The organism is Rasiella rasia (genome assembly GCF_011044175.1).
Lineage (GTDB): Bacteria > Bacteroidota > Bacteroidia > Flavobacteriales > Flavobacteriaceae > Marinirhabdus > Marinirhabdus rasia.
The window spans coordinates 2,728,226-2,754,870 of the sequence record NZ_CP049057.1; the positions used below are offsets into that span (position 1 = coordinate 2,728,226).

A 26,645-nucleotide genomic window follows, 5' to 3' on the forward strand; every position below is an offset into this window, starting at 1 on the left:
TGATTATAAAGACTCAATGTACTCGACTAATAGTGCTAGTGCTTCTTCGTGAACAATAGTTCTGCCAAGTTGTGGCATTCTATAGGTGGGTATGGTACTGCCAAAACGTGCTTCTATTTCTCCTCTGTTTGAGTAAATGCCTGTATCGTCATAAGCGGTTTCGTATCTAAAATCTATGTCAAAACCATTTGGAGCGCCTCCACCAGGTTGGTGACAATGTGCACAATTTATATCTAAATAAGCTCGGGCTCTTTCGCTTAGGGTGTAGGTTGCATCGTCGGTCCAGTCTGGTAATACAGAAATTGCACTCGAGGTAACGCCTTCTAGAATACCTTCACTAGCAAAATAATCTAGTTGGTTTTGAGTGGTATACGACGGGCTAAAGTTCAGGCTACGTAATTTCATGCCTATAGGAAATGTACTTCCATTATTATTATGACATGTAAAGCAATCTTGTTGCGACGGAATTTCATAGTCTACCTGTTGGGTGGCGCCATCTATATCGATATAACTAATAGGTGTTTGTGAGCCATTTAGTGTAAAGGTTGCTTCTGTTTGGTCAGCATTCCAGATATAATCTCCTACCTTCCACTCACCAGCTATCTTTAAAAGGATACGTGTTTCAATTATTTGACGTCCTAGCGAAGGATCTCTGTCATCTATATTATAGTAAAAGGTTTTGGCAATTAATGTATTGTCTGGAAAGAGGGGTAATAAATCACTGTTGTTGTATTGAAGGGTTGTTCCTTCAGGAACTCGAACCAACCGTTGTTTTTGTGCATAATCTGTAAAGAGCGGAGAATTAAGTTCGTATAATTGAACTCCATTGGCAGGAACTAAATCTTCATTCACCGCAGCAAAGACACCCATTTCAGATAGATTAGTTCTAAATGTAAGCGCAGTCATAGCATCTATACTCGTACTTGGGTCAGATTGATTGCCAGCGGCATCAAAAGCAACAACATAAAAATTATAGGAAGTTTCCGCAGTAAGATTAGTAATTGTAGCAGTAGTTGTAGTAACATTCTCTTGCACTATTAAACCATCTTGGTATACGGTGTAACCTGTTACGCCTACATTATCTGTTGCGGCATCCCACGAAATAATTATAGAAGTTTCGGCACTTAACGTACTCATTAAATTAGTAGGAGCCGTAGGGCTCTCTTCGTCTTCTGCTGCAACTACAACTGTTTCGTCATCTCCGCCACACGCACTTAGCGTAGCTAGACCTATTGAAATTAAAGCAAAAACATAGATAAACTTTTTCATAACACAATAATAAGGCATTAAAAATATAAAAACTAAATGAGACACTCTTTTATGTCTGTAAAAATTTAGCCTCACACATAAGGCATGTTGCCTTGGTGAATGGGTGTGTTACCTAAACGCTACTTTTTACAGGTAAGTACATGGCTTAGTTTCGAACAATAATTTAAAACTGAATACAATGAAAACAAAATTAGTATTGCTATTGTTACCTATAGCATTGGTGGGATTTTTAGCTTCCGGATTCATTTCTACGGAAGATTACCCAGAAACAAAACGAACGTTACAGCCAGAAGATGGTTGCGTGTTTATGACAACTATGGGAGAGCAATCTTCGGAAGGGTTTAGTGTCTTTAAAACTAATGAAAATGTTCAAATGTCAGTTCGCGACGGACTCTCATGGCTGGCTGAAGCGCAACTTGAAAACGGAGGTTATGGCGCAGGAAGTCATACTGCGCAACATGTTAGAAATCCGCATGCGGTAAAAGCAGATCCTGCTACAACAGCGATGGTTGCTCAGGCATTGGTTAGAAGCGGCACCACATTAAAAAAGGGTGCTTATGCAGACAATCTCAAAAATGCAATAGCGTATTTGCTAGAAACTGTGGAAAGTAGTTCTAAAACAGATCCATACATTACAGATGTTCGAAATACACAGATACAGAGTAAACTAGGTCAGAATATTGATGCAGTGCTAACAGCGCAATTTCTTTCAAATCTATTAGATAGAAACCTGAAAGGTCTAGACAAAAAGCGCGTAAACAGAGCACTAGACATTTGCGTAGCAAAAATTGAAGCTGGGACAGATGCTAGCGGAAGACAAAAAGGTGCCGGTTGGGCTGGTGTGCTACAAAGTGGGCTGGCAAATAGTGCGCTTGAGGCAGCACAGTCTGTTGGGGCAGATGTAGACGAGGAGGTTTTAGAAAAAGCTAGAGATTACCAAAAGCAAAATTACGATGAAAAAGACGGCAGCGTAAAAACTGAAGACGGTGCTGGTGTCATGTTATACGCGGTTAGTGGTAGTGTTCGCGCAAGTGCTAAAGATGCCAGAAGAGCTCAAGAAGCCCTAAATAAGGCAAAGAAAGAAGGGAAGTTAGACGATAAAGCCCCTATGAGTGTAGCCAATTTAATAAAGTCTGGGTTTAGTGAAAGTGAAGCTATCGATTACAATGCCTCGTATAAGGTATACGAATCTGCCAAAAATACAGCACAACGTAGCGATGTATTAAATGGTTTTGGAAATAACGGGGGAGAAGAATTTTTAAGCTTTCTACAAACAGGGGAGTCTTTAGTTGTAAATAAAGACGAAGATTGGAAGGATTGGTACGATAATATGAGCGGGAGAATTTTAAAAATTCAGAATGAAGATGGTAGTTGGAATGGGCACCACTGTATCACTAGTCCGGTCTTTTGTACAGCAACCAGTGTGCTACTTCTTACAGTAGAAAATGACATTCAATTTTTAAGTAATATGGGTAAATAACTGTCGTCATTTATAAAGCAAGATACCTTTCGTTTTTTGGACTAAGAAAGGTAAGGTATCTTTAAAATATCAATCATAGTTGATGTTTAGGTTGGTCTGCCCTTTGGGGTAGAAAGCTAAGCCCGCAGCCGCCCATAGGGATATGGGACCACTCATGCCAAAAAGTTCGGAGCGCTGTGGGCTTTTTATGCTTTTACTAGAGCCAATGTTACTTCATACAAATCGCGTTGCTCCATTTTTGCTTTTAGCCATGCGTAAAAGCTCATCACAAAAATATCTTCTCGCTCTTTCCCAATCCAATCGAAAGAGGTTTCTACTCTTTCTTTAAAGGATGGTGTTGTAATGGCTTTTGGGTTTTCATAATACAAACCAATTAGTTTTATAAAATTAAGGACTCGAGATTCTCCAAGGAGCTGTAGTTTTTTAGTATACTTTTTTTGAAATCCTTGCAAGCGCGATAGTACCAAATCTAATTTGTCTAATTCTACAAGCAGTAAGATTTCGATAATAGCTTTCTTAAGCACCCAGATCCAACCCATTTTTTTTTCGTACCACACATCACTATGATGCATTTTTTTTAGAATCTGGTAAGCGTCGGTAAAGTGTTGTTGTTGAAATAAACTCATCATTAGTGCAAGCGAGCAGTCTAACGATTTAGAAGCCTGTTGCTCTAACAACTGTATGGCTTTTTTAGATTGATTGGTGTAATTAAGATTTAGGGCTTTTAGTACCAGCCATTTTTCATAAAATTGATTGTGGTACGACCCATTTTTTTTTGCCATCTCAGTTTTCATTTTTTCAAGAAAATCTAGTGATGCGGTAAAATTTTTATTTCTGAAATGCGTCGTAGCCATAAGATGTAAGATCTCGATGTGGTAGTATAGGTGCTTGTCTTTTGGTTCTTTTTTTGCTGAAATTACCGCGTATACGCGCTCCATAAAAGGAAGGTTGCTATGATAGTCGCTCTGCCATTTAGCTGTAGTTGCTGTGAGATTAAGCAATTGAAACAATGCTTTGTAAGTGAGCTTGGTGTCTATTGTGCTATTAAAGTTAGAAAATGCATCGGTCACAATATCGTTTGTTGTTCGTTGCTGTGGTTGTCTAGCCAATTGTTTAATAGTTGCATAGATCATGTTAAGCTCTTGCTCTTGCGTAAAGTTTTGTAAATTCTCTTTGCATTTAGCGAGAAGCAACGGCAAGTCTAGCGTAGCGTTGAGGTGCGCATATTGTATTTGGGTATGATATATTTCAGTGAGTAGGGCGTAAACATCTAAAGCTTGTGCCTTTTTTTCGGCTTGAGCGAGCGTTTTAAAACCAACTTTATATTGTTTGTGTTCAAAGAAGATTCTGGCTGCAAGTAACTTTTTCAGAATGTCTAGTTCTTCTCCTGTTTCGTTAGAAAAACTTTTGGAAGCTACAAAGTCTACAAGCGAATCTTGTAATCTCTTACACAAAGCATGGTAGGCATTTTTTGCAGATTTCCCGTAGAGTTTATGGTCTAGATTTTCATGAATTCCATTTACGAAGTATTTAAAGAGTTGGGCGTTCTTCGTATCGCTTCGTCGGTTCTTTTTCTGCTGAAATAGCAAAAATTCATGCCGTTCTTCTTCCGAAAGAGTATCGATTATTCCTAAAATAGTATTCATTTAATCGTAAGTAAAAATGTAATTAATCTATTATATATAATTAAAAAGTGTATAAATATATAGTATTTAATCGTAAGTATTTTCGAAAAAGGAAATTTCAGAAGTACTAGTCTTACCGCATCTTTGAATCATAATCAAACGAATACTCATCAAAACAACATGATTATGGAAAATTTAAGTGAAACAAAAAAGAAACCGGTAAACGCACCGTTGATAGAAACTATCAAAAAGAAAAAGGAAAAATTTAATTGTAAACCAACACCTGCATTTATTGGCGCCTCATGGACGGCACTATTTATTGGAATGGTTTCCTACTGCATTGGCTTATGGAATGCTACCATGTGGTTAAATGAAAAGGGCTATTATTTTACAATCTTATTATTTGGTCTCTTTTCTGTGGTATCGGTTCAAAAAAGTGTTCGCGATAAACTAGAAGGCATTCCTGTAACCGATATTTATTATGGTATTAGTTGGTTTACAACCATTGTATCTATTTTGCTATTGGTTATTGGTCTATGGAATTCAGACATGGAGCTAAGTGAAAAAGGCTTTTATGGTATGAGTTTTATGCTAAGTCTTTTTGCCGCCGTGGCCGTTCAGAAAAATACGCGGGACGTAAAGTTTCAAGAACGTAAACTAGTGGAAGATGAATAAGGCCTCACTTGTAAAATTAAGAGTAGTCTCTGTACGTAGACTACTCTTTATACTTGTTGTTATTGTCATTTCTTCAAGTTGTGCTCCTTTTCAGCATACAGTAGAGAATCCAACGAGATTGCAAAAGCAAACTATTGCTAAATTAAATGGTACCTATCATTTTAGGAGCCAGTTTATAGATAGTTTGCACGGAGAAGGACGTGGATGGCGATATAACCAGAATTTTTTTAACGAATTAGACAGAAAACTCTTAAAAGACACCTTGGTTTTAGATAGTACAGGACAATATGCTTTTCAGCTTACAATGGAGAACTCAAAAAGAATGCAAGTAAACTTCATTAAAGATGACACTATTTTTAGCAAACGTAGTTTTAAAACGAAACTTACAAAAGATGGTTACATAAAACTGAAGAATAAAAATTTTCAGGTGGTATTGTTGCCGTATGTGTTAGGTTTTATAGATGTTAAACGCGTTCGCTTTACTGTTGATGCCGACCGAAATTTAGTTTTTGATGTGGGAGAACATAGGTCTGGGGGCGCATTTATCGTTATGTTTGACGGTAGAAATTATAAATACAGACGAACTTATAATAGGATTTCAGATAACTAAAACATAGTGGCATGAATTCAAAAATAGAAAAGGAATTAGACGAACTAGTAATTGCAGAGGTGATTACGCCAGAGGTTCAGCTCGAGATAAAAAGATACTACAGCGCAAAACAGACAGCTAAATCTAATCCGTTGTTTGTAATCTTTGGAGTGCTAGGTTCAATTTTAACGGGATTGGGCATTATCCTTATTTTGGCACATAATTGGGACGATTTTACACGAACTACCAAAACCTTTTGGGCATTTATACCATTGGTTGTCGGGCAGGCATTAGCGGCATTTACGCTTCTTAAAAATAAAAGCGCCTCCTGGAAAGAGACGGCCGGGGTTTTCTTGTTTTTTGCTATAGGAGCAAGTATTTCACTTGTGAGCCAGATTTATAATATTCCTGGAGCGATAGACTCGTATCTACTTACATGGATTATTCTCGCGGCACCTATTATCTACTTATTAAAATCGAATGCTACTTCTTTGTTATACATCATAATGGTTACCATATATGGTTGTATGATAGGCTACGATTTAAATCAATCTCCATATTGGGCGCTAGTTGCACTGTTATGGGTAGTTCCGCAGTATTTAATTTTACTTAAAAATAGTGCGCAACACAATATCACAGGAATTTTTCATTGGATTCTGCCTCTGAGCGTATTAATTTTGTTGGGGGCATTCTTAAATAGCGGTTTCAGCATTGGGTTGCTAACACATCTTTGCTTGTTTGGGCTATTCTATAACCTAGGGAAACTGCCGCATTTTGAAGGTCAGAAATTACGCCGAAACGGATATCTTATTATTGGTTCGCTAGGAACAATTATTTCGTTACTCATTGCAAGTTTTAGATACGTATGGGACGATTTTGTGCCGTCTTCTATTTCAACTGGAGATATATTAATAACGGTAGTTGTCGTGCTAGCAGCGTTGGCAATTATTGCGTACTTAATTATTAATAAAAGATGGAAACCCTTTAATCTTTTTCAATATGCATTTTTAGTTTTTGCCGCTCTCTACTTTTTAGGGTATGTTCAACCTGAAATTGCTTCAGTTCTCACCAACATTCTAATTTTAGTACTTGGTATTGTTGCTGTAACCATAGGCGCACGACAAGAGAAGTATAGCATTTTAAATTATGGGTTGCTCATTATAACAGGGCTTATCGCCTGTAGGTTTTTTGACACGGAAATTTCCTTTGTGGTAAGAGGATTGCTTTTTGTTGCCATTGGTGCCGGTTTCTTTGGTGCAAACTACTTTATGTATAAAAAACAACTTAAATCAAAAGCTCATGAATAAGTTACTAATAATAGGCGCCTTTGCTATAATGGTACTAGCGCAATGGTTTGTCCCTGCTAAAATGATTCTAGATCAAGAAACCGTATTAAATAGTGGGACCGCCTATAAATTTAAAACTGTACCTCTCGACCCGAATGATCCGTTACGTGGAAAATATATCTCATTACGCTATGAAATGAACAAAGCTGCTTTGGTAGGTAATCAAGACGTAGATTGGGACGACCCTATTTTTGTCTACATTAAAAAAGATACCGAAGGTTTTGCAGTTGCAACCAAAGCAAGCGCAACAAAACTAAATACAGATCAAGATTATGTGTTGGCAAAAGCACAAAATAAGTATGCAGATACAGTAAGGTTTATGCTACCCTTTACCCGCTTTTACATGGAGGAGTCGAAGGCATATCCTGCCGAAATTTTAGTGAGACAAGCCAATAGAGATAGTTTATTGGCTAATTGCTATGGTTTGGTATATATAAAAGATGATACTGCGGTGCTTGACGATGTATTTGTTAACAACAAACCCATTAAAGAATATGTGGAGGCGGAGTTAAAGAAAAACGCTGGCGACTAAACCAGCGTTTGTTTTGATGATTGAAAAACGACAACCTTGGAGGAGGGGGTCGTTTTTCTTTAGAAAGCTATCATGACCTTCTTGTTTTCATTTCGAAATTAATTTTAATCTGTCCGTTGATAATTAATCTAATATAATAGACATCATCTGGATGTACTAATGTGTCAAACTCATACTCTAAGTGGTGCTCTCCTGCGGGTGTTTCTGGATTGTTGAATAGTTCTTTTACAATAATATCTTTATCGTTAAACATGCCAATGGTTACTGCAGATGTTTTAGAAAATTTGTACTTAAAATTCCCGCCAGCAGTACGTTTAATGAGTGTTTCTTCTGGCGATGTAAACACAGGAATTTCTTCCTCAGGAATATCTAACAATTCTACCATATAGTTTCGCAATGGAGCTCCAGCGTCTATATCGTACCCAACTATATCTGCTAAATTTCCATCATCGGTTAGATTCCAAATTGCATTTTGTCCTGCAGTATCGTATGATTGTAGCTTCTCAATTTCTTTAGTAAGTAAGTTGAGGTTCTCGGTACTCATTCCGTTGAGAATATACTCTGTGCTAGCACTAGGAGCTCTGTTGTACTTTTGAATGCACATTCCAAAGAGCGGCTTTTTAGAACTTTCTGTAGGAGCCATAGTTATGAGCTCTTCCTGAGTAATCACCACATCTTGATGTTCATCAGACTTAGATTTAAATGTAAGTCCGTTGGCAATTCTAATGTTAAAAGTTTCATTCGTAAGGTTTGTGAAATTTGCTACAACAGGTTGGTAGTAATGCGGACTCTCATCATTGCCTTGAAAATTACAACTAATGAGGTTGTTAGCTATTGCCCATTCAAGATCGTACGTCTTAACCGTATTTGAGGGTTTGTTACTAGTGCACAGTGCTACTACTGCCAAAAGCAGGATGATTTTTTTCATAATTTTTAAACTTGAGTTAGTTTAAAAAAAAACGTTAGAAGCCATCAAAAAGTATACGAATGTCGTTCAAAATATTTAGAAAAGATCTCTAGATCGCTTTTATTTGTAACCCATCCTCAGTCTTTTCAACCTTTGCTATGTTATTCTTAGTCAGCTCTTTTACAGCTTTATCCCATTTTTTGTTAGAGAGTCCTGCTTGTTCTTTTAATGCTGAAAGTTCCATAGTTCCACCTTTTTTAAGCAATGCAAGTACTTCCTTTGCCTCGTCTGTTAAAGCCACAGCTTTACGCTCAGGTTTCATTTGCGGGAAAAACAATACTTCTTGAATCGACGGATTATTTGTTAAGTACATAATAAGTCGGTCCATACCAATACCCATCCCGGAAGTAGGGGGCATACCATATTCTAGCGCCCGAATAAAATCATTATCAATAAACATGGCTTCATCATCTCCGCGGTCTGCCAACTTTAACTGTGCTTCAAAACGTTCGCGCTGGTCTATAGGATCGTTAAGCTCGCTATAAGCATTTGCAATTTCTTTACCGCAAACCATTAGCTCAAAACGCTCTGTTAGTTCTGGATTATCTCGGTGCTCTTTACACAACGGGCTCATCTCTTTTGGGTAGTCTGTTATAAATGTGGGTTGAATATAATTACCCTCACATTTTTCTCCAAAAATCTCGTCAATAAGCTTTCCTTTACCCATGCTTGCGTCTACAGCAATCCCCATACCTTTGGCGGCTTCTCTTAGTTCGTCTTCAGATTTACCGGTAATATCGAAACCTGTAAAGTGAGCAATACTTTCTGCCATAGTTACACGTGCATAAGGCGCTTTAAAATTCACCTTGTGCTCGCCAAATGTAGCTTCAGTGGTACCATTTACTTGTATAGCACAATATTCTAACAATTGCTCACAGAAGTCCATCATCCAGTTGTAGTCTTTGTAAGACACGTAAATTTCCATAGCGGTAAACTCTGGATTGTGCGTACGATCCATCCCTTCATTCCTGAAGTTTTTAGAAAACTCATACACGCCATCAAATCCACCCACAATAAGTCGTTTTAAATACAGCTCATTTGCAATTCGCATATAAAGTGGAATGTCTAAACTATTGTGGTGGGTTATAAAAGGTTTTGCAGCGGCACCTCCAGGAATTGGTTGTAAAATAGGTGTCTCTACTTCAAAATAACCACGGTCATTAAAGAACGTACGCATGGCATTAAACAATTTTGTGCGCTTTACGAAAACTTCTTTTACGTGCGGATTTACCACTAAGTCTGCGTAGCGCTGGCGGTAGCGTTGTTCTGGATCTGTAAAGGCATCGTGAACTTTCCCTTCGGCATCTACTCTGGGCTGTGGTAAGGGTTTAAGTGCCTTAGAAAGTAGCACGAAATTCTTTACCATTACTGTTTTTTCACCAACTTGGGTTTTAAAAAGTTCTCCTTCTATACCTATAAAATCGCCAATGTCTAGTAATTTCTTGTACACATCGTTGTAAAGTGTTTTGTCTTCACCTGTACAAATTTCATCGCGATTAAAGTATACTTGTACTCTACCTTCAGCATCTTGTAATTCTGCAAAACTAGCTTTTCCTTGAATACGTCTCGACATAAGTCGCCCGGCAATAACCACTTTTTTACCTTCTTCAAAATCCTGTTTAATAGCAGCAGAAGTGCTATCTACCGGATACATATCTGCAGGGTAGGGGTTAATGCCCATATTTCGTAACTGGGCTAATTTTTCACGTCTTACGATTTCAAGTTCAGAAAGTTGCATTTTATCTTATTTTCGGCCCACCGGTTTTGGTAGGGAGCTGCAAAATTAGCCTATTTCAAAGATTTTTATCGTAAAACTTTCTAAAAAATGCTACTCACCAGCCTCTATTTTAAGTTGGTTGATGGTTTGTTGTAATGTTTCATCTTTTGGGCTAAGTGCTAAAGCAGCCTCAAAAACATGTACAGCTTCCCTTATTTTATTAGTCTGTGTTAATTTATTACCCAAACTCTTAAATGCGCTCGCCTCGTTAGGAAAAAGCTTGGTGTTTAATCTAGCAATTGCGATGGCATCTTCTTTACGGTTTGCAAAAAATAGAACATTGCTGTAGGTATTTAACTCATACATGGTTTTAGGGTTTAACTGCTTTGCTATTTTCTTGGTTTTCTTCTGAAAAGCGGCAGCACCTAATGCTTCTAAATATTTGTTGGCAATTGTTACTGCCTCGTAATTAGGCGTGTAGTTTTGTTGAAGGATTTGCAAAATATCATTCTCGATTGTAGTTCTTGGCGATTCTACAATTCGATTTACTTCTTTACCGTTTTTGTAGAAAATAAATGTGGGTACTCTATGAATGTTATGTCCTTCTTCTTCTCCCCCAGGGCTCTGTTTGTAAGTTTCTCTGTCTCTGCTAACCGCTATAGTTGTTAATCTGTCTAACGGGTAATTGGCTGCTTCCAGTACTTTGTAAAATCTTGGTACTTCACGTTTACTATCTCCACACCAAGTTCCTAAAAAAGCTTTAATGGTGTATTCTGAAAGTTCATCTTTTATCTGGTTAGTGGTTGCTTCTATAGGTTGGTAGCTATTGTAATTTGCGGTAAACCAGTCGTTGTACGGAGTACTGTCTAGACGGTCTTTGTTAATCTTGCCAAGCAAGACTGGTTGCTTGCCTGTGGTAACTTCAGTATTGAAGGATTGCGCGTGGATTGAAAAAACGATAAAAAATGAGAGACTGAAAAATACGATTGATTTCATAGTTGTTTGGTTTTGATTGAAATTCAAAAGTGTGACGATTTCCGAAGAAACAGTAGATATCGTACGATGGAAAAAAGGACTAGACCTAGGTGGGATTGTTTGGCAGAAGTAATTAATTTTTGAACAACGAGCCTCGTATCTTACAGTAATTGGTAGATTAATTAAGTGTACAAAGCCTTTACCTGGTCTCTGCTAGAAACACCTAATTTTTTATAGATATTATTAATATGAGTTTTCACAGTACTTACACTCACAAATAATTCTGCCGCGATTTCTTTGTTGCTTTTTTGCTGTAAAATAAGCTCGAGAATGGTTTGTTCTTGTTGGGTGAGACTTGCTTTAGCGGTTTCTGCCGATTTTAATTTTTTATTTTTTCCGAAGAAATAAAAGTTTCCTAAAAGAGAAAGCAAACAAACGCCACCAAGTAAGTATGCCCACCATGGAAGGGTAGCCTCTTCTTTTTTATCTGAAATTAAGAAGCGATCACTTTTTAATTCTGCTTCGTATTGTCTCGTATATTGTGTGTCTGGGTATTGTTTTTGAAGTCTACTTAGTAGATTATCATAGTAGATGTTGGTTTTTAAATCTGAAAGATAATAGGCATGCAAAATACTTCTTCTATCGCTTAAAAAAGAATAGATATAAAGCTCTGCTAAAGGTTCTTGAAGTTGCTCTCCGTAATTTTGAAGAATGCTAAACCATTTTTCGGTATTCACTTTTCGATTAGCTTCGCTTCTATAATTTGAAAACGCATAGCGCATATCGTTTTTTAACGAATCAATTTTTAAAAAGGTTTGTGTTTTTTCATTGTTAGAAACGACTTTGCAAAACATTTCCTGTTCAAAAGAGAAGGGAAGTGCTAGAGTGGTTTGGTTGTTGGCAACAAAGACAATTTCTTCACTGTTTTCGCAATGTCCGGTAACATGAGATAGGTTTTGATCGCTCTCTTTACAAGTGTCTGCATGTATACGATACATTTTATTTTCTTCCGGCAGATTGGTTCCCGCAAACAGAAAATTACCCAGACTATCAGGTTTCACGCGCGCTATAATTTGCTCATGATACACCCCAGAAAGCTTTCGATAATCTTCTATCATCGAAAGATATACTTCGCCTTCAATAAATTGCTTGTCTACGGTGCCTTCAAATAAGTATTGAGCCGTGGTGTTGGAAAACACCAACAATGTGAAAAATGTGAAAAAGAAATAGATGCGTTTCATTAGCTAACGAATATAGCCACAAGTTTTCTTGTAACAAAACAAATTTCACCCGACACATAAACTGAAATTTAATCGTAATTTTGTTCATATGAGTATTTGGCGTGTATTACTGTCTATATTATTCCCTCCCTTAGCGGTTATAGACAAAGGCTGTGGGTCTGTTTTAATTGTGTTAATTTTAACCTTGTGTGGTTGGATTCCTGGTGTGATAGCGGCACTAATTATTTTAAATAATCCTAATAAGTAGCTTATGAAAAAGATTTTTCTAGTGGCTTTTCTTTCTATTGTTTTTGTGAGTTGCAACGTACAAGAGCGTATATTGTTTGATGAAAATATGGGCGGAACTTATGAAATGAGTTTCGATTTGTCAGCGATGCTAGAAGTTGCAAGTAAAAACGGTCCTGCAACTTCAGACAAGCCAAAGAAGAAAATAGATACGTTAATTGTGTTTAGCGAAATGTTAACTCAGTTTAAAGACAGTATTGCCACACTTCCTCCTAAGAAGCAAGAAGAATTGGCTAAGCTTGAAAACATGACCATGCATATGCAGATGGACGAAGAGAACAATGTATTTAAGTTTTCGACCACTAAAACCTTTAATCAATTTTCTGAAATAGCATTTGTGTCAGACCAGATGGATGAAGTTTTTAATATGGCTAAAAACCAAGGTGTAGGTGCAAAATCTGCGGGCCCAGGATCTGATATGCTGAAAACAGACAAAGTGATCTATACCTTCGAGAATAATACCTTTTCACGACTTGATGAAAAGGCAAAAAATTTAAAAGATGCCAACGGACGCGGAGAAGTTGATGAGACGAACACTGAAGAAGATGCGCAAGGAGATATGTTGAAGGGAATGTTAGCAGAGTTTGACGATATGTTGAAGAATAGCAACATGACTTTAGAATATTCGTTTCCGAAGCAAGTAAAGTCGGTTTCGAATAAAGACGCGAAAATTTCAGAGGATGGAAAAACAGTAACTTACAATATAGATTGGAAAACCCTGTTGGATGATAAAAAAATTCTCGAAACTTTTGAAGTAACTTTAGAAAATCAATAGGTGAATAAAAATTTGCTCATACAAGATCTCGGTCTAAAAGACTACAAAGAGACATGGGATTATCAAGAAGCCCTTTTCAAAGAAATTATTGATATAAAAATCAAAAATCGTAGAGAAGATGCGGGCTTAGAAACCCCTAATCATTTTCTTTTTGTAGAACACCCACATGTATATACGTTGGGGAAAAGTGGGGATTTTGACAACTTACTTGTGTCTGAAGACTATTTAAAAAAAATTGGCGCCACATTTTATAAAATTAATCGAGGTGGTGATATTACGTATCACGGGCCTGGGCAAATTGTGGGGTATCCCATTATAGATTTAGAGAACTTCTTTACAGATATACATAAGTACCTTCGATTTTTGGAAGAAATGGTCATTCTTACGTTAGAAGAATACGGTATTAAGGCAGAGCGAAGCCCAGGTGAAACAGGTGTTTGGTTAGATGTTGGTACTCCGTTTGCAAGAAAAATATGTGCTATGGGTGTACGTGCGAGTCGCTGGGTTACTATGCATGGATTTGCATTGAATGTAAATGCAGACCTCGGGTATTTTGATAATATGATTCCCTGCGGAATAAAAGGAAAAGCTGTTACCTCTCTAAATGTAGAACTGGGAAGCATAGAAGTGCCTATTTCCGAAGTAAAAGAAAAGCTACTGAAACATTTTGCTCAGCTTTTTGAAGCAGAACTAAAACAAAAAACCGAAGCCTCTGGGTGAGCTCCGGTCTCTTTGCAGGTTAAGTTCTAATTAATCTTTTTTATCGTCATATTTGTGCCTCTTGCTGCGGTGTTTGATCCGCCAACTGCGTATGGTTGGGGGCTTCCCGTTCCATAAATGGGAAGTACGTTTACGTATAGTACATCACCAGCAGTTAAGTTATGCAAAAAAGTTTGGCTAAATGTATGCCTATAGCTTGTGGTTACATAAGCGCCGCCTTGTTCACCGCTTTGTTCATAAATAGTACCATTTACATGCAGTCGCCACATTAGGCTCATATCTGTATTGGTTGCATTCATTATACAGTTCAATTTAACCGTTATTTCATACACACCATCTACAGGAACTGTGTATTGTCCATTTGTTGGGTCATAAGAACCTCCGCCAATATTGATACTTGTGGTAGAAAAATTTAACACTCTTGAAACTGCATTGGAAAATAAAATATTACTATTGTTCAAAAACTTTGCAACGACCGCAGTACTTCCTGTTTGATTTTGCCAGGTCACATTTCCGGAGCCGTCGGTCTGTAATATTTGGTTTGCCGTTCCGTCTACTATTGGAAACTGATAGGCATTATTAACATCTAAGGTTCCATTTACACGAAGTAGGTTTGTGTCGAATTCGCCATAAAGTAAAGGGTTAGCTGTGTTAGAGTTGTCAATGTATAATCTATTGTTGTAATCTGCCCCAGCTCCGGCGCGATACCCAATCGCCACATTTCCAAAATTAGTGGAGCTTGCTAACCCGAGGCCAGCTTCACGGCCAATAAAAACATTTTCGCTTCCATTTACATTATCTCCAGCGCCATTCCCTATTGCTGTATTATTGCTTCCTGTTAGGTTGTCTCGCATGCTTCCATGACCAACAGCCGTATTCCCTGAACCAGTTGTATTAGCCTGTAACGAATGCCTTCCGAAGGCATTGTTAAAGAAACCTGTTGTGTTTTCTCTTAAGGCGTCTGTTCCTTGAGCGTTATTGTTTACTCCGGTTGTATTGCTGTAGAGCGCTCCTAAACCAATGGCCGTATTGTCTGTACCTACAGTGTTGGAGAATAAAGTATTTCGCCCAACACCAATATTATTATCGCCTGTGGTATTGTATAAAGCTGAGTTGCCAATAGCAACATTAGATACACCAGTGGTATTTGAAAATAATGTTTGATTCCCAATACCAAGATTATCATTAGAACTTACACTACTACCTAACGATTGTAAGCCTAACGCAATATTTCCAGTGCCGTCTACATTGCTGTTTAAGGAGGAATTACCAATTGCTAGATTACTAAATCCACTTGTATTGTCTGACAAAGCAGACTCACCTACTGCTATATTTGCATATCCGCTGGTGTTCTCTTCTAGTGCAGTATACCCAACAGCTACGTTGCCACTACCATTAATATTTGATGTGAGTGCAGAATGCCCTATTGCAGTATTACTTCCACCGATTATGTTGGATGTAAGGGCAAGAGAACCAATACCAGTATTGTATTCACCGGTTGTATTACTAGACATTGCGTAAAACCCTATTGCGGTGTTATAACTTGCATTAACACTAGACTCAAGAACATTTGCACCGACCCCAGTATTACCACCTCCGTTATCATTAACTACTAAAGCCGACCTCCCAATTGCAGTATTTGCATTTCCTGTAGTATTGCTTGTCAAGGTATTAAAGCCTATCGCTACATTATCGTACCCTGTAGTATTACTTGCTAAGACCCCTCCGCCAATTGCCGTGTTTTCGTTTCCTGTGGTGTTTGAAACCATAGCGTTATGACCTACGGCAAGATTGTAAATACCGCTTGTATTTGTGTTTAATGCATAGTATCCAATTCCAATGTTACCCACACCTGTATTGTTGTCAAGGGCAGCAGTACCTATCCCTATGCTATATGATCCAAAAGAACTATTGGATAATGCTTGATATCCAATACCAATGTTATCGACACCGTCAACATTTGTCATTTGAGCTTGATACCCAATGCCTATATTTCTATTATCAGAGCTATCATCATTTACTCCTGCGTCAATTCCTAAAAACACAGAAGAACCATCATCTGAACCATCATTGTCAGATTTTCCATCTATTAAACTATTAATCCTGTCAGCCCCAGAAGCATTGCCCCAAACAATTGTTCCTGCGCCATTAGTTTGTAATACTTGATTCACTGCTCCATCTATGGTAGGAAATTGATAGGCGTTATTAACATCTAAGGTTCCATTTACACGAAGTAGGTCTGTGTCGAACTCTCCATAAAGCAAAGGGTTGGCTGTGTTAGAGTTGTCAATATACAATCTATTGTTATAATCTGCTCCAGCTCCTGCGCGATACCCAATCGCAACATTTCCAAAATTAGTGGAGCTTGCTAACCCAAGGCCAGCTTCGCGGCCTATAAAAACATTCTCACTTCCGTTTACATTATCTCCTGCACCATTTCCCACGGCAGTGTTATTACTACCAGTTACATTATCCCTTAAACTACCATGTCCCATAGCCGTGTTACCATTTCCGGTTGTATTGGTTTGTAATGAATGCCTCCCAAAAGCGTTGTTAAAGAAACCTGTAGTGTTTGCTCGCAGTGCATCTGTTCCAAAAGCGTTGTTATTTACACCAGTTGTATTGCTTCGTAGGGCCTCATATCCAACAGAAGTATTGTTAGTGCCAATAGTGTTTGAGTACAAGGCACGGTATCCAATTCCGATATTATCAGCGCCGGTGGTGTTTAGATAAAGTGATTGATATCCCAGTGCCGTATTGTTGCTTCCTGTTGAATTTTGAAGCATAGAGCCATTACCAATTGAAGTGTTGTTACTTCCCGTAGTATTTGCAAACATACTGGCGCTACCCATAGCTATGTTTTCATTTCCACTTGTATTTGCATTTAAAGCTCTGTTTCCAATGGCAACATTACCAGAGCCAATAGTATTATTTCTAAGTACATGATACCCAATGGCAGTATTAGAATTTCCAGTAGTATTTACAAATAATGATCCATGACCGAAAGCGCTGTTCCAGTTACCAGCACTATTGCTATTTAATGTTTCATAACCAACAGCGGTATTAGCATTTCCTGAAGTGTTTCCAGACAGTGATTGGTATCCAATTCCTATATTTCCATTGTTGGTGCTGTCATCATTTGCACCAGCATCTATACCAAGATATATAGACGAGCCATTTTCTGATCCATCCATATCAGACCGGCCATCTAGGAGATCATTTATTCTTTCAACTCCCGTGGCGGTTACCCAAGCCGTTAAATTATTATCCCAATAGTAGATTCCTTTAGAAGGTGTGCCGTTTCCTGTTAGAAATAGCATCATGCCATCTTGATCAACTCCTGGGTTTGTAGCAGGAAAATCGTCTACACGCGGAATTAAGATTCCGTCTGTGTTTGCAGGTGTCGCAATGTTAGATGCTGAAATATCAAGGGTGGCATTAGGGCTCGTATTATTAATACCTACCTGAGCATACATAAATGAGCCCGCTATAAAGATTAAAAGAGTGACCAGTGTTTTCATTTTTCAAAGTGTATTTGCGTTATAACCTTATTGTTATTGGTAATGGTAAGGAGATATGTTCCTTTGTCCATTTTGTTTATTTCCAAATAAATTTCTCGGGCGGTTTCTTTGGGAAATTCGCCAGTACAACGTAAGTGGTTAAGCTTCATTACGAGAATGGGGTTGTAATGTATAGAAGTAAAAGTAGGGTAGGAGGTAATAGTTGGGGTCAACTATTGTAACAAGTGGCTACGTTATTGTAACATGTCTTGTTATTACAGGGTTTCAGAGCTTTTCTTTACGTTAGAAGGGGAGATTCCGTACACGTCTTTGAAGCATTTGCTAAAATAAGAGGGATTGTTAAAACCAACTTCGTAAGCAACTTCAGATACCGAAATGCTACGCTTTTTTAATAGCGAAGCCGCTAATTTAACCCGTTGATTCATTATAAATTCTGTGGTTGTAAGTCCTGTAAGCGCTTTTAGTTTTCTATGCAATTGCATGCGGCTAACCCCTATTTCCTTGCTGAAAGTTTCTGGAGTGAAAGTAGGTTCTTGAATGTTTTTGTCTAAAGCCTTTTGCATACGCTCCAAGAACTTTTCTTCGGCAGTGCTTACCGATATTTCTTTCGGACTTAAAATAATAGTTTTTGAATATCTATTTTGTAAGCGTTTGCGATTTTCTAGTAAATTTTGCACCGTGGCTTGGAGCAACGTACTATTAAATGGTTTAGTTACATAGGCATCTGCCCCTAGTTTACTTCCGGTTAATTTGTCCTCATCTTCTGTTTTTGCTGTAACCAAAATTAATGGAATATGGGCGGTAAGCTCTTCTTCTTTAAGCTTCTTCGTTAGTTCATATCCGTCTAAAAACGGCATCATTACATCGCTTATGATTAGATCTGGAATGTGCTCTAACGCACTCTTATATCCTTCTTCACCATTGTTGGCCGTACGAACGTTATAGCTGTCTTGAAATAGTAAGGTGATGTAATTCAATACATCCTTATTGTCGTCTATAAGTAAGAGTTGTGGGACGTCTTCTTTAGTACTTGGTTGCAATAAATTCTCAGTATCCGAAGGTTGATGCGCTATTACCACATTGGCATGTTCAATTTCAGTACGTTTTGTAGCAAGTTCGGCAGTGGTAAAGAGTTCTTTTGCCACCCCTAAAGTCAATCTAAAATGATTCTCTTCATTTTCTGAATGAATCAATTCTAGTGTTCCTTTGTGTAATTGGGATAATTCTCTACTAAGTGCCAAGCCAATACCTGAACCAGGGTTGTCTGGGTGGTTCTGATAGAAACGTTCAAAAATGTTTTTTCGGTCTTTTGCCGAAAGTTTAACACCAGTATTAATAATGTCTAAGGTATACGTGTGGTTAGTATGGCTGCCAATAATACGTACTTTCTCGTTAGCTGGAGTATATTTTATGGCATTGCTAAATAAGTTGGTTGTAATTTTTTCAACGGCATCACGGTCAAACCAATATTGATTCTTGGTTTCTGGAATGTTGACCTCCCAATGTATCTTTTTTTCTTCTGCTAGAAATTCAAACGCTTGGGCTTGTGCTTTCATAAATGTAGAAATATAACCTTCAGCTACATGAAGTTGGTAGTGTCCGCTTTCCAATTTAGACAGGGCTAGCATTTCCTCGACCAGATTTTGAACCCTCCCTACATTTTTATGAGCAATTTGCATTTTTTTACGTTCAGTAGGTGTAAGTTGATCTTTTTCTAACTGTTCAGAAATGGGACCTTTTACCAAGGTAAGTGGGGTTCGAAACTCATGAGAAATATTTGCAAAGAAAGATGATTTTGCGGCGTCCAACTCTTTCAGTTTTTGATGTACTCGTTGCCTATTTCTATAGTAGAAAAACAGAAATACTCCTACTATCCCTACAATTGATAATACAGCCCATAAAATATTCCGTTGGTTTCTTTTTTGTTGTTCTGCAAGCTCATTTTCAGAAGTAAGCAAAGCTATCTGTTGTTCTTTTTCTTTGGTCTGATACGCGGTTTCTAACTCTTGAACTGTAGCCGTGGTCTTCGCTTTGTTTAAGCTATCTGTTTTTTTAATTGCAGCTTTTAAGAAAGGGTAGGCTTGTGAAAGTTTTCCTTGTTTTTCTAAGGTTTCGGCTAGGGCTTGTTCTATTTCAATTTGGGATTCTACATTGCCATGAGAATAGACAAACTTTCTCGCAGTTTCAAAATTTTGTTCTGCCTCTTCAAGCCTGTTTAATGACAGGTTCATGAGCCCTAAATTCTTAGCAAGATTAATAATGCCAGACGGAAACTGCATTTCTTCACTAAGGATTAAACCTTGTTTGAAATTTGACATGGCTATATCATTATTGCCTGTAAGCTTATAAATTTGACCTAAGTAATTGTGAGCTTCAACTATACGCCCTTTGTCACCTAAATCTTTAAAAAAGGCCATTGCCTCATTTAAATCGTTTACTGTTTTCTCAGATATCTCATCTTTGCTTTCTATTAAATCTGCCAATTTAAGTGTGGCACTATGGTAATATCTAGGTATGTCGTTAGCCAGCGCCTCTTCTTGAACTAATAAGAAGTAGGACCTCGCTTTAGGAATGTCATTTAAGTTGAGGAATAGTTCTCCTAAGTTTTGTTTAATACTCGCTTCTGCTCGAGGATTTGGTTCTCCGGTTTCAGTTAACTCTAGTGCTTTTATGAGATGATCAATTGCTTTTTCCTGTTCATTGTTGGTTGTGTAAAATGCACCATAAGCCCTATTTAAATTCACCCTAAGCGTGTAAGGTACAGAATCTACAGTGTTAAAATTAGCAGAGGCAGAGTCAAGTGTTTTTTGAACAACTTCGCTTTCACCATAAATATTCTTAATCATTGCTTTAAGAATCAACGCTTCATTAACTAAAAAAGGGTCTTCTTTAAAAATGAGGTTTTTTCCAGCGCGATTAAAATAGTAATAGGAGCTATCGGGATTTCTTTGATAATAAAAATTCATGCCAATAGCGTAATCTCTATGAGCGGCTATAGAAGAATCTTTTTTGATGGAAATTGGCAAGGCATGCCAATACGCTTTAATATTATTGGTGGTGGCTTTGGGATTGTCTTTACTATAATTTTTAAATGTTGTCTTTACAGAATCGACAGAAATTTGCGCACACACTTTTGTGAAGCAAAGAGATAGAAAACATATGGTGATAATAACAAGATGTTTCATTTTGACACTTAGTTTTCGATAGCCCAAATGTACTGCTTGTAGCAGTCCTTAAGCAATCAATAATGTAACCAATGTAGGTTACAATAGTTCTACTAAGATACCTTAAAAAAATATAATTATTTAAAAACCAACCTAATAAAGATGTTCATTGCGTGTTCTGGCAAACTTTTTATACCGATAGTAAATAAAAAGCCGAAGTAGAAAAACTTCGGCCTTAATTGAAAATGAAGATAACTTATACGTTTAGTTATGGAAGTCTGTAAGCAAGCTACTGCTAGTTACCCTTCCACGTCTATTATAATCTTCTTGCTTTACCATTCCCACGCCTTTAGAGATCCATTGTTTGGCGGTAGTAGTGCGATTTATCCCCATATTTACTGTATTTGTGTAGCCAATCACATAGCAATCAAAGGTGCCAGCAGGGGTTGTAATAGTTTCTCTGTTTACTACCGTTCTATCTGTCATAGATACCTCCATTCTTATATTAATACCGCTCATATCTACGAGCATGGTCATAGTAGCATCTGGTAATTCCTGACCTACATGTAAATTGTTGGGAATTACTATTTTGGTTCCTGAAATTTCGGTTTCAAAATCTCTGTAATTCTCAAGTAAATTAGGATTCAAAAGAGACTCCATATCTACAACAATACCATCATTTTCGCAAGACATTGTAAAGGTCGCTTCGTTTAATACTTCACCTTCTTTATCTCTTAAAAAGGACTTAAATGTAGCAAAGTTGCTTGTAGCTTCGGTAACTAGAAAATCTGTAATGGCGGCTACGCGGTTGTTTTTACCATAGTTGGTTATCTGAAATGTTACTCCATCTTCAAAAGGGTAAAAAGTGCTACAATCGTTTTGTGCAAACAAACTAGTCATACCAAAGAAGGCAAGGATTGAAAAAAAAGTGCGAAAATTCATAGTGTGTTGATTTTTAAAGTTTGAAATTATTAAATTTTTATCGCGGACCAATCTCGGTTCTGTCGGGATTAATCCTTATTGTTATAGGTTTAGTTGTAGTATTTCCGTTGAAATCTGTAATGGTAAAGGTGAATATAACGTCTTGTACACCAAGTGTGTTTCCTCTTGGTATAATTTGGCCTCCATAAAGTATTGAACTTCGCGGATCTGACATATCTCCTTGGTTTCTAAAAGTCCGGGTAGATAAAGACCCAGGTACTTCTTCCCAATTACCAGGTAAATCATTCACTACTTCTACTACATCATTATTTGGTAGTGTCCATCTAACTTCTTGAACGCCTCCTTGATCTTTACCCGAGAACAGAATATTAAAGGTTTCATTTCTCATTAGATAGACAACATTCGAGTCGCTAAAGTTTTCATCAAGTTCTATATCATCTACATCGGTAACCTTAAAGAAAAAAGTTGGGTCAATAGAATCCATCGCTGGAATAGTGGTTTTACATCCAGTTGCAAATAGTACGATAGCGATTAAGCCAAGAAAAATTTTAGTTTTCATAATAGTGTGTTTTAGTTTTTACTTTTTAAAAGTAAGAACACATCACTGGTTTTGGCAGGGGTTAAACCCCCATAAACATAGCGTCGAATACCGATAATTTTTAAGGGTTTATAAGACGAACGACATTGCATACTCAAGCTTTTTGGCTGCTATAGTTTTATAAATTCTACTCTCCTATTTTGAGACTTTCCGGCAGAAGTTGTGTTGTTAGCAATAGGACTAGATTCGCCTTTGCCGTCTGTCTTGATTCTGTTAGCCGAAATGCCGTACTTCTGTATAAGTGCTTCTTTTACTGAAATTGCTCTTTGTTGAGAAAGCACTAAATTACTATCGGCATCCCCATCGGTGTCTGTGTGTCCTACAATTAAAATATTGACAGTAGGGTTGGTTTTCATAGCTTCACCTATCTCTGCTAGAATAGCATCTGCGCCACTTTTAATTGATGCAGAACCCGTGTTAAAAAGAATGGCATTTGTAGAAAGACGCCCTTCTGTAAGTAATTTGCTTCTATTGTCTTCTCCACTCTTGGCAATAGAAAAATTAGCAATATATATTTTGTCATTTGTGCCATTGTCTCGTAAACCCGTTGTGTAAAGCTTAAAGTACTTCGCGTTTTCTGGCACCAACCTCGGTATGTCAACTATTTTCTCTGCATTAAGCCATACCCGCATGCGCGTTTTATTTACAGCAATAGAGACACGAGACTTTCCATTAATGGCGTTTCTAATATCCTTGCCAATTTTATTGCGTATCTCCCTTGTGCCATTCACATGCTTTTCAATTACTCCCTGCGATTCTATAAATTGACATGGTGAAAGTTCTACCAGGCTAAATGATTTAGGACTCTGAAACCCTTGGGTATCGTGAAGAAGTAGTTTAAAAAAAGCGTAGGAGTCTGTTTTGTTGTCTATACCATCTGTAAATAAATCGAACTGGATGGTATAGTTTTCCGGAAGTGCATTTTTCAGCATAGGATAAATGGTTGCATTATTCCCTAGGCGAAGCCATTTTTCACCTTTAATGGTCACCAACTCTCCAGATCCGTTGCTATCCCAATTTGCGGGAAAATCTCCAATATTGTCTGATGAGAAGTTATCTTGAAAAATTGGTACAGTTCCAGGTGTAAAATCGAAATTTGAATTTATTACAGTTTCACTTTCAGTACCTGTCTGTTCGTCACTATTATTGCCACCAATAATATTTCCGCTATCAGATTTCTTCTTCTTTTTCTTTCTTCTTTTTCTTTCTTTCTTTTTTTTTGGAGCTTCAATAACTGTGTCTAAAGCTCTGTCTGTAGATTTGGTCGTTTCCTTTTCTACTCTACGTTCTACCGTTCTTTCGGCTGCTCTTTCGGCTGCCTTTCCTAATTTTTTGAAGAACTGCGCCTGTGATGGTGTTGCCATAGCCAATAGGCATATTAGCATTATTAAATGTTTCGTTTTCATAAGGTTTGTTTTTATTGTTGAGAATTAAGTAAATAGTTTGAAATCGTATAACTACGTTCGCGAGCGATATCTTTTAATTCAGATTTTTTCGCTGCATCTGTTTCGGTTGGGGAGGCAGAAACAGAGTAATTAATGATGATAACATGACTATTTTTTTCGTTTAAAATGCGAATCATTCTATTTTGATGCATCGACAAATAAGTGTCGCCAGTTTCACTCATGCGGTATTGACTTAGTTTAGAATTTATTCCGAAAGTTTCGGCATTGTCTATAGCGGTTTTAATTTCTTTTACCACTGTCTTATTGCCCCAAGATTCTACTGAGAAATTAAAATTGGTTTTAGTTCCATTTGCTTCTGTAAGTGTATAATTACAATCACTATAGGTAGTTTCAACCATGTTTGCAGAAACATTTAGAGCGGTTGCAATACCTTCTGCTGTTATAAAAGTGCAGTCGTCACGTTCTCTTTCAAACAAGGCAGTATAGTCTCTATTCTGTTTAAGACTTCCGTTTTTAGTATCTGCTTCATTTTTAGATGAAGTTGTTGTAGGTACTTCTTCATTTGAAGAAGCAGATACTTCTGATTTTTTATCTTCAACATTGTTACATGCGAAAAATAAGAGGCAAAAAAAGATTGAAAATATTGTCTTCATGATGTTTGGTTTTTAACTTTTTATACAATACCCAGTTAGGATGCTGTTCTGGGTTTTCTATATGGGTGTGTTGGTTGATTTCAATTTCATTGTATTGTTGCGCATTATCTATAGGGAACTTTTATATATCAATTTTGTTAAGTACCACCTAGGCCGTAAAACTTTTTATTAAGTGTTACATTTTTGCATTCTTCAGCTCACTTTTGTTTTCTAGTTTAGTACTTGGTGTTTCTTCACTAAGTTGAGACGAATCATTGTAAGTTTCATCTACATTTGGCTTATTGAGTATATTATCAATTCGTTTTGTTGTGAGGTCTATTTTGTCAAAGCGCATTTCAGAATACCTTGATATAGTTCCATTTCTATTTTCATCTGCTCTATTAGCCACTATGTGATAACTGAAGTTTACGTTAGAGTTTCCGTAGTCTAATTCAACCACATCAAAAGAGGTGGCAGATTTATTGGTTACATATACACCATTACACTGGCCTTCTAGTTGTATAAATACTTTCAGTGGGTGTGATTTGTCTATTCGAATGTTTTTAGAGAGAATAGGATCTATGGTAATATGAGCTTTTCCATTTACTAAGGTGCCCGTTCCATAATCTTCTAGTAAGGCTTCTGGTGCTTCTGGTGCTACCATGATGCGGTCACCACCTTGGGTATCCTTAACGACTGTAGAAACGGCTCCACTTCCTAAAATTTTGTAGTTTATATTGTTAACCCGAGCACCCACAAATGCCATGGTTTGATATCCGCCACCGCCGCCAGTTTGTACATAAAACCAGCCTCCAGCTCTGTCTGCTGTGGTTGAAGCAGTAGCCTGCGCGCATCCTATAATGCCAATTTGATTTCCTGACCCTGCAACTCCAGAATCTCCCCCAAAATTATCGAATCCAAAAGGGCCTCCACCACCAAAAGTTGTGTTAGTTAAATACAGGCCAGAAGCGGCATTAATACCGTGCGCATTAATACCATCTGCTCTTATGTTAAGGCCATTTCCTGTACCATTATGTATTATTTGTGCACCGTCTGCACCACCACTGGTTTTTACTATTCTAAACCCTCTCTCTGATGCTGCACTACTATAAATTTCCAATTTAGCTGTTGGGGTTAAGTCGCCTACACCCACACGATTTGTGGAAGAATCTACAATAAGGGTGTTGCCATCCATTCTTACGTCGCCATTGTTTCCGTTTTGTAGGAACAGCGTTGAATCGTCGTTAGTAATAATTTCATTAGAGTCTATTCGAAGTTCGTTGTTTATTTCTAACGTTCCAGTTCCAACAGTACCAGTGGCATCGGTACCACCTACTATGGCCACTCTACCGTTAAAATTTCCTGCAAAATTTGTAGTACCCAATTCTGCCCAGTTATTACTCACGCTGTGCAAAGCCCGAACTCCAACGGTGTTGGAGAATCCATATACACCTATATTATCTGTACTTGAGCCACCTGCGGAAATACCGAGAACACCTATTTCTTGCCCATTGATATCTAGGGCTGTATTTCCGTCATAATCATTTTCTCCTTGTACTCCTAAATATCCATACGTATCAAAAACTCCATTTGCTTTTATACTTGCAAAATTATCAACACCTGTTCCAGTTTCTAGAATAGCTACAGGGCCTGTTAAACCAATTCCTATATTTCCGTTAGACAACGCACGCATTCTTTCCGCATTATTAGTTCTTAATACAAAATCTTGTCCGTCGGTGGTTCCTAAGAAATTTGTGGTGGGATTGGTGCCAGCATTTCCTGTTAGGGACCAACCATCGCTATTTCCACCTAACGGTAGCCAACTCATAGTAGGTTCATTCCAATAATAATAACCAGGGTTGTTAGACCCATCGGTAGTGGTTAAAAAAACCAACATAGAATGCTGATTAGCAGTTGGGTTTGTCATTGGAAACTGATTTATTCTAGGCACAAGTATCCCATCATCGTTAGAAGGGTTACTCGTATTGGAGGCTATGATGTCTAAAGTTGCTTGCGGATTGGTGTTGTTAATGCCTACTTGGGCAAAAAGTGGTAATGCAATAAACATTGCAAGCGTAGTGAGGTTTGTAATCTTTGCTTTCATTGTTAGAATATTTTTTTCTTAATACATAAGTAGACTTCTATTTTTAGATTCAAAGAAATCTTACTATTGTATAAAAACCGTT

The 26,645-nt window shown here is 37.6% G+C and carries 21 protein-coding genes; 8 read left to right on the forward strand and 13 right to left on the reverse strand.

All coding sequences use genetic code 11. From position 1 onward, the window contains the following. Positions 1 to 3: 3 nt before the first annotated feature. Complete coding sequence (locus G5B37_RS12155) at positions 4 to 1,269, reverse strand: fibronectin type III domain-containing protein (protein WP_164680298.1); 1,266 nt, start codon at positions 1,267 to 1,269, stop codon at positions 4 to 6. A gap of 178 nt (positions 1,270 to 1,447) precedes the next feature. Between G5B37_RS12155 and G5B37_RS12160 the strand changes: the two genes are divergently transcribed. Further along, positions 1,448 to 2,749: a prenyltransferase/squalene oxidase repeat-containing protein gene (locus tag G5B37_RS12160; RefSeq protein ID WP_164680299.1), complete on the forward strand. Its 1,302-nt coding sequence runs from the start codon at positions 1,448 to 1,450 to the stop codon at positions 2,747 to 2,749. 185 nt (positions 2,750 to 2,934) lie between these two features. Here the strand turns inward: G5B37_RS12160 and G5B37_RS12165 are convergent, their stop codons facing one another. Beyond that, positions 2,935 to 4,395 (reverse strand): hypothetical protein, encoded by a 1,461-nt coding sequence (locus G5B37_RS12165; protein ID WP_164680300.1) that lies wholly within the window; start codon positions 4,393 to 4,395, stop codon positions 2,935 to 2,937. A gap of 165 nt (positions 4,396 to 4,560) precedes the next feature. Here G5B37_RS12165 and yiaA point away from each other — a divergent pair, with 165 nt between their 5' ends. The 4 genes from yiaA to G5B37_RS12185 are packed head-to-tail and all read left to right on the forward strand — an operon-like array spanning position 4,561 to position 7,516. Next, positions 4,561 to 5,049, forward strand: a complete 489-nt coding sequence (gene yiaA / locus G5B37_RS12170; protein WP_164680301.1) for an inner membrane protein YiaA — start codon at positions 4,561 to 4,563, stop codon at positions 5,047 to 5,049. Continuing rightward, entirely contained in the window at positions 5,042 to 5,659 is a 618-nt protein-coding gene (locus tag G5B37_RS12175) for a hypothetical protein (protein ID WP_164680302.1), read from the forward strand. The genes yiaA and G5B37_RS12175 overlap by 8 nt, the downstream gene beginning before the upstream one ends. Before the next feature lie 11 nt (positions 5,660 to 5,670). Further along, positions 5,671 to 6,945, forward strand: coding sequence for a DUF2157 domain-containing protein (locus tag G5B37_RS12180; RefSeq protein WP_164680303.1), 1,275 nt, complete (start codon positions 5,671 to 5,673; stop codon positions 6,943 to 6,945). After that, positions 6,938 to 7,516 carry a GDYXXLXY domain-containing protein gene (locus tag G5B37_RS12185; RefSeq protein ID WP_164680304.1) on the forward strand — a complete coding sequence of 193 codons (579 nt, stop codon included), beginning with the start codon at positions 6,938 to 6,940 and terminating at the stop codon, positions 7,514 to 7,516. Before G5B37_RS12180 ends, G5B37_RS12185 begins: the two co-directional genes overlap by 8 nt. Positions 7,517 to 7,586: 70 nt before the next feature. Here the strand turns inward: G5B37_RS12185 and G5B37_RS12190 are convergent, their stop codons facing one another. The 4 genes from G5B37_RS12190 to G5B37_RS15255 form a co-directional block, all read right to left on the reverse strand. After that, positions 7,587 to 8,444: a hypothetical protein gene (locus G5B37_RS12190; RefSeq protein WP_164680305.1), complete on the reverse strand. Its 858-nt coding sequence runs from the start codon at positions 8,442 to 8,444 to the stop codon at positions 7,587 to 7,589. Between the two features lie 88 nt (positions 8,445 to 8,532). Beyond that, positions 8,533 to 10,221, reverse strand: a complete 1,689-nt coding sequence (lysS, locus tag G5B37_RS12195) for a lysine--tRNA ligase (RefSeq protein ID WP_164680306.1) — start codon at positions 10,219 to 10,221, stop codon at positions 8,533 to 8,535. 90 nt (positions 10,222 to 10,311) lie between these two features. After that, positions 10,312 to 11,196 (reverse strand): thioredoxin family protein, encoded by an 885-nt coding sequence (locus G5B37_RS15125; RefSeq protein WP_175017408.1) that lies wholly within the window; start codon positions 11,194 to 11,196, stop codon positions 10,312 to 10,314. A gap of 161 nt (positions 11,197 to 11,357) precedes the next feature. Continuing rightward, on the reverse strand, positions 11,358 to 12,416 hold the full coding sequence (locus tag G5B37_RS15255) for a response regulator transcription factor (protein WP_318527352.1): 1,059 nt from the start codon (positions 12,414 to 12,416) through the stop codon (positions 11,358 to 11,360). Positions 12,417 to 12,504: 88 nt separating this feature from the next. Between G5B37_RS15255 and G5B37_RS12210 the strand changes: the two genes are divergently transcribed. The 3 genes from G5B37_RS12210 to lipB are packed head-to-tail and all read left to right on the forward strand — an operon-like array spanning position 12,505 to position 14,196. Continuing rightward, positions 12,505 to 12,663 (forward strand): YqaE/Pmp3 family membrane protein, encoded by a 159-nt coding sequence (locus tag G5B37_RS12210; RefSeq protein ID WP_164680307.1) that lies wholly within the window; start codon positions 12,505 to 12,507, stop codon positions 12,661 to 12,663. Positions 12,664 to 12,666: 3 nt separating this feature from the next. Next, positions 12,667 to 13,476, forward strand: coding sequence for a hypothetical protein (locus G5B37_RS12215; protein ID WP_164680308.1), 810 nt, complete (start codon positions 12,667 to 12,669; stop codon positions 13,474 to 13,476). Then, complete coding sequence (gene lipB, locus G5B37_RS12220; RefSeq protein WP_164680309.1) at positions 13,477 to 14,196, forward strand: lipoyl(octanoyl) transferase LipB; 720 nt, start codon at positions 13,477 to 13,479, stop codon at positions 14,194 to 14,196. Between the two features lie 26 nt (positions 14,197 to 14,222). Here lipB and G5B37_RS12225 read toward each other — a convergent pair whose 3' ends face one another. The 7 genes from G5B37_RS12225 to G5B37_RS12255 form a co-directional block, all read right to left on the reverse strand. Next, a complete protein-coding gene (locus tag G5B37_RS12225) occupies positions 14,223 to 17,717 on the reverse strand; it encodes a beta strand repeat-containing protein (RefSeq protein ID WP_164680310.1) in 3,495 nt (1,164 codons plus the stop codon). A gap of 254 nt (positions 17,718 to 17,971) precedes the next feature. Continuing rightward, positions 17,972 to 20,902 carry a response regulator gene (locus G5B37_RS12230; protein ID WP_164680311.1) on the reverse strand — a complete coding sequence of 977 codons (2,931 nt, stop codon included), beginning with the start codon at positions 20,900 to 20,902 and terminating at the stop codon, positions 17,972 to 17,974. A gap of 243 nt (positions 20,903 to 21,145) precedes the next feature. After that, positions 21,146 to 21,823, reverse strand: coding sequence for a TapB family protein (locus G5B37_RS12235; RefSeq protein ID WP_164680312.1), 678 nt, complete (start codon positions 21,821 to 21,823; stop codon positions 21,146 to 21,148). A 37-nt stretch (positions 21,824 to 21,860) separates the two neighbouring features. Next, on the reverse strand, positions 21,861 to 22,382 hold the full coding sequence (locus tag G5B37_RS12240; protein ID WP_164680313.1) for a hypothetical protein: 522 nt from the start codon (positions 22,380 to 22,382) through the stop codon (positions 21,861 to 21,863). A gap of 149 nt (positions 22,383 to 22,531) precedes the next feature. Further along, positions 22,532 to 23,827 (reverse strand): OmpA family protein, encoded by a 1,296-nt coding sequence (locus G5B37_RS12245; RefSeq protein ID WP_164680314.1) that lies wholly within the window; start codon positions 23,825 to 23,827, stop codon positions 22,532 to 22,534. 11 nt (positions 23,828 to 23,838) lie between these two features. After that, the gene (locus G5B37_RS12250) at positions 23,839 to 24,480 is read right to left on the reverse strand and encodes a hypothetical protein (protein ID WP_164680315.1); all 642 of its coding nucleotides are present in this window, start codon (positions 24,478 to 24,480) and stop codon (positions 23,839 to 23,841) included. Positions 24,481 to 24,655: 175 nt separating this feature from the next. Further along, complete coding sequence (locus tag G5B37_RS12255) at positions 24,656 to 26,563, reverse strand: hypothetical protein (protein WP_164680316.1); 1,908 nt, start codon at positions 26,561 to 26,563, stop codon at positions 24,656 to 24,658. Between the last annotated feature and the right edge of the window lie 82 nt (positions 26,564 to 26,645).

Bases quoted from the DNA above. Each gene is read 5' to 3' on its own strand.
- G5B37_RS12155 (WP_164680298.1), bottom strand. From the start codon at position 1,269: ATGAAAAAGTTTATCTATGTTTTTGCTTTAATTTCAATAGGTCTAGCT.
- G5B37_RS12160 (WP_164680299.1), top strand. From the start codon at position 1,448: ATGAAAACAAAATTAGTATTGCTATTGTTACCTATAGCATTGGTGGGA.
- G5B37_RS12165 (WP_164680300.1), bottom strand. From the start codon at position 4,395: ATGAATACTATTTTAGGAATAATCGATACTCTTTCGGAAGAAGAACGG.
- yiaA (WP_164680301.1), top strand. From the start codon at position 4,561: ATGGAAAATTTAAGTGAAACAAAAAAGAAACCGGTAAACGCACCGTTG.
- G5B37_RS12175 (WP_164680302.1), top strand. From the start codon at position 5,042: ATGAATAAGGCCTCACTTGTAAAATTAAGAGTAGTCTCTGTACGTAGA.
- G5B37_RS12180 (WP_164680303.1), top strand. From the start codon at position 5,671: ATGAATTCAAAAATAGAAAAGGAATTAGACGAACTAGTAATTGCAGAG.
- G5B37_RS12185 (WP_164680304.1), top strand. From the start codon at position 6,938: ATGAATAAGTTACTAATAATAGGCGCCTTTGCTATAATGGTACTAGCG.
- G5B37_RS12190 (WP_164680305.1), bottom strand. From the start codon at position 8,444: ATGAAAAAAATCATCCTGCTTTTGGCAGTAGTAGCACTGTGCACTAGT.
- lysS (WP_164680306.1), bottom strand. From the start codon at position 10,221: ATGCAACTTTCTGAACTTGAAATCGTAAGACGTGAAAAATTAGCCCAG.
- G5B37_RS15125 (WP_175017408.1), bottom strand. From the start codon at position 11,196: ATGAAATCAATCGTATTTTTCAGTCTCTCATTTTTTATCGTTTTTTCA.
- G5B37_RS15255 (WP_318527352.1), bottom strand. From the start codon at position 12,416: ATGAAACGCATCTATTTCTTTTTCACATTTTTCACATTGTTGGTGTTT.
- G5B37_RS12210 (WP_164680307.1), top strand. From the start codon at position 12,505: ATGAGTATTTGGCGTGTATTACTGTCTATATTATTCCCTCCCTTAGCG.
- G5B37_RS12215 (WP_164680308.1), top strand. From the start codon at position 12,667: ATGAAAAAGATTTTTCTAGTGGCTTTTCTTTCTATTGTTTTTGTGAGT.
- G5B37_RS12225 (WP_164680310.1), bottom strand. From the start codon at position 17,717: ATGAAAACACTGGTCACTCTTTTAATCTTTATAGCGGGCTCATTTATG.
- G5B37_RS12230 (WP_164680311.1), bottom strand. From the start codon at position 20,902: ATGAAACATCTTGTTATTATCACCATATGTTTTCTATCTCTTTGCTTC.
- G5B37_RS12235 (WP_164680312.1), bottom strand. From the start codon at position 21,823: ATGAATTTTCGCACTTTTTTTTCAATCCTTGCCTTCTTTGGTATGACT.
- G5B37_RS12240 (WP_164680313.1), bottom strand. From the start codon at position 22,382: ATGAAAACTAAAATTTTTCTTGGCTTAATCGCTATCGTACTATTTGCA.
- G5B37_RS12245 (WP_164680314.1), bottom strand. From the start codon at position 23,827: ATGAAAACGAAACATTTAATAATGCTAATATGCCTATTGGCTATGGCA.
- G5B37_RS12250 (WP_164680315.1), bottom strand. From the start codon at position 24,480: ATGAAGACAATATTTTCAATCTTTTTTTGCCTCTTATTTTTCGCATGT.
- G5B37_RS12255 (WP_164680316.1), bottom strand. From the start codon at position 26,563: ATGAAAGCAAAGATTACAAACCTCACTACGCTTGCAATGTTTATTGCA.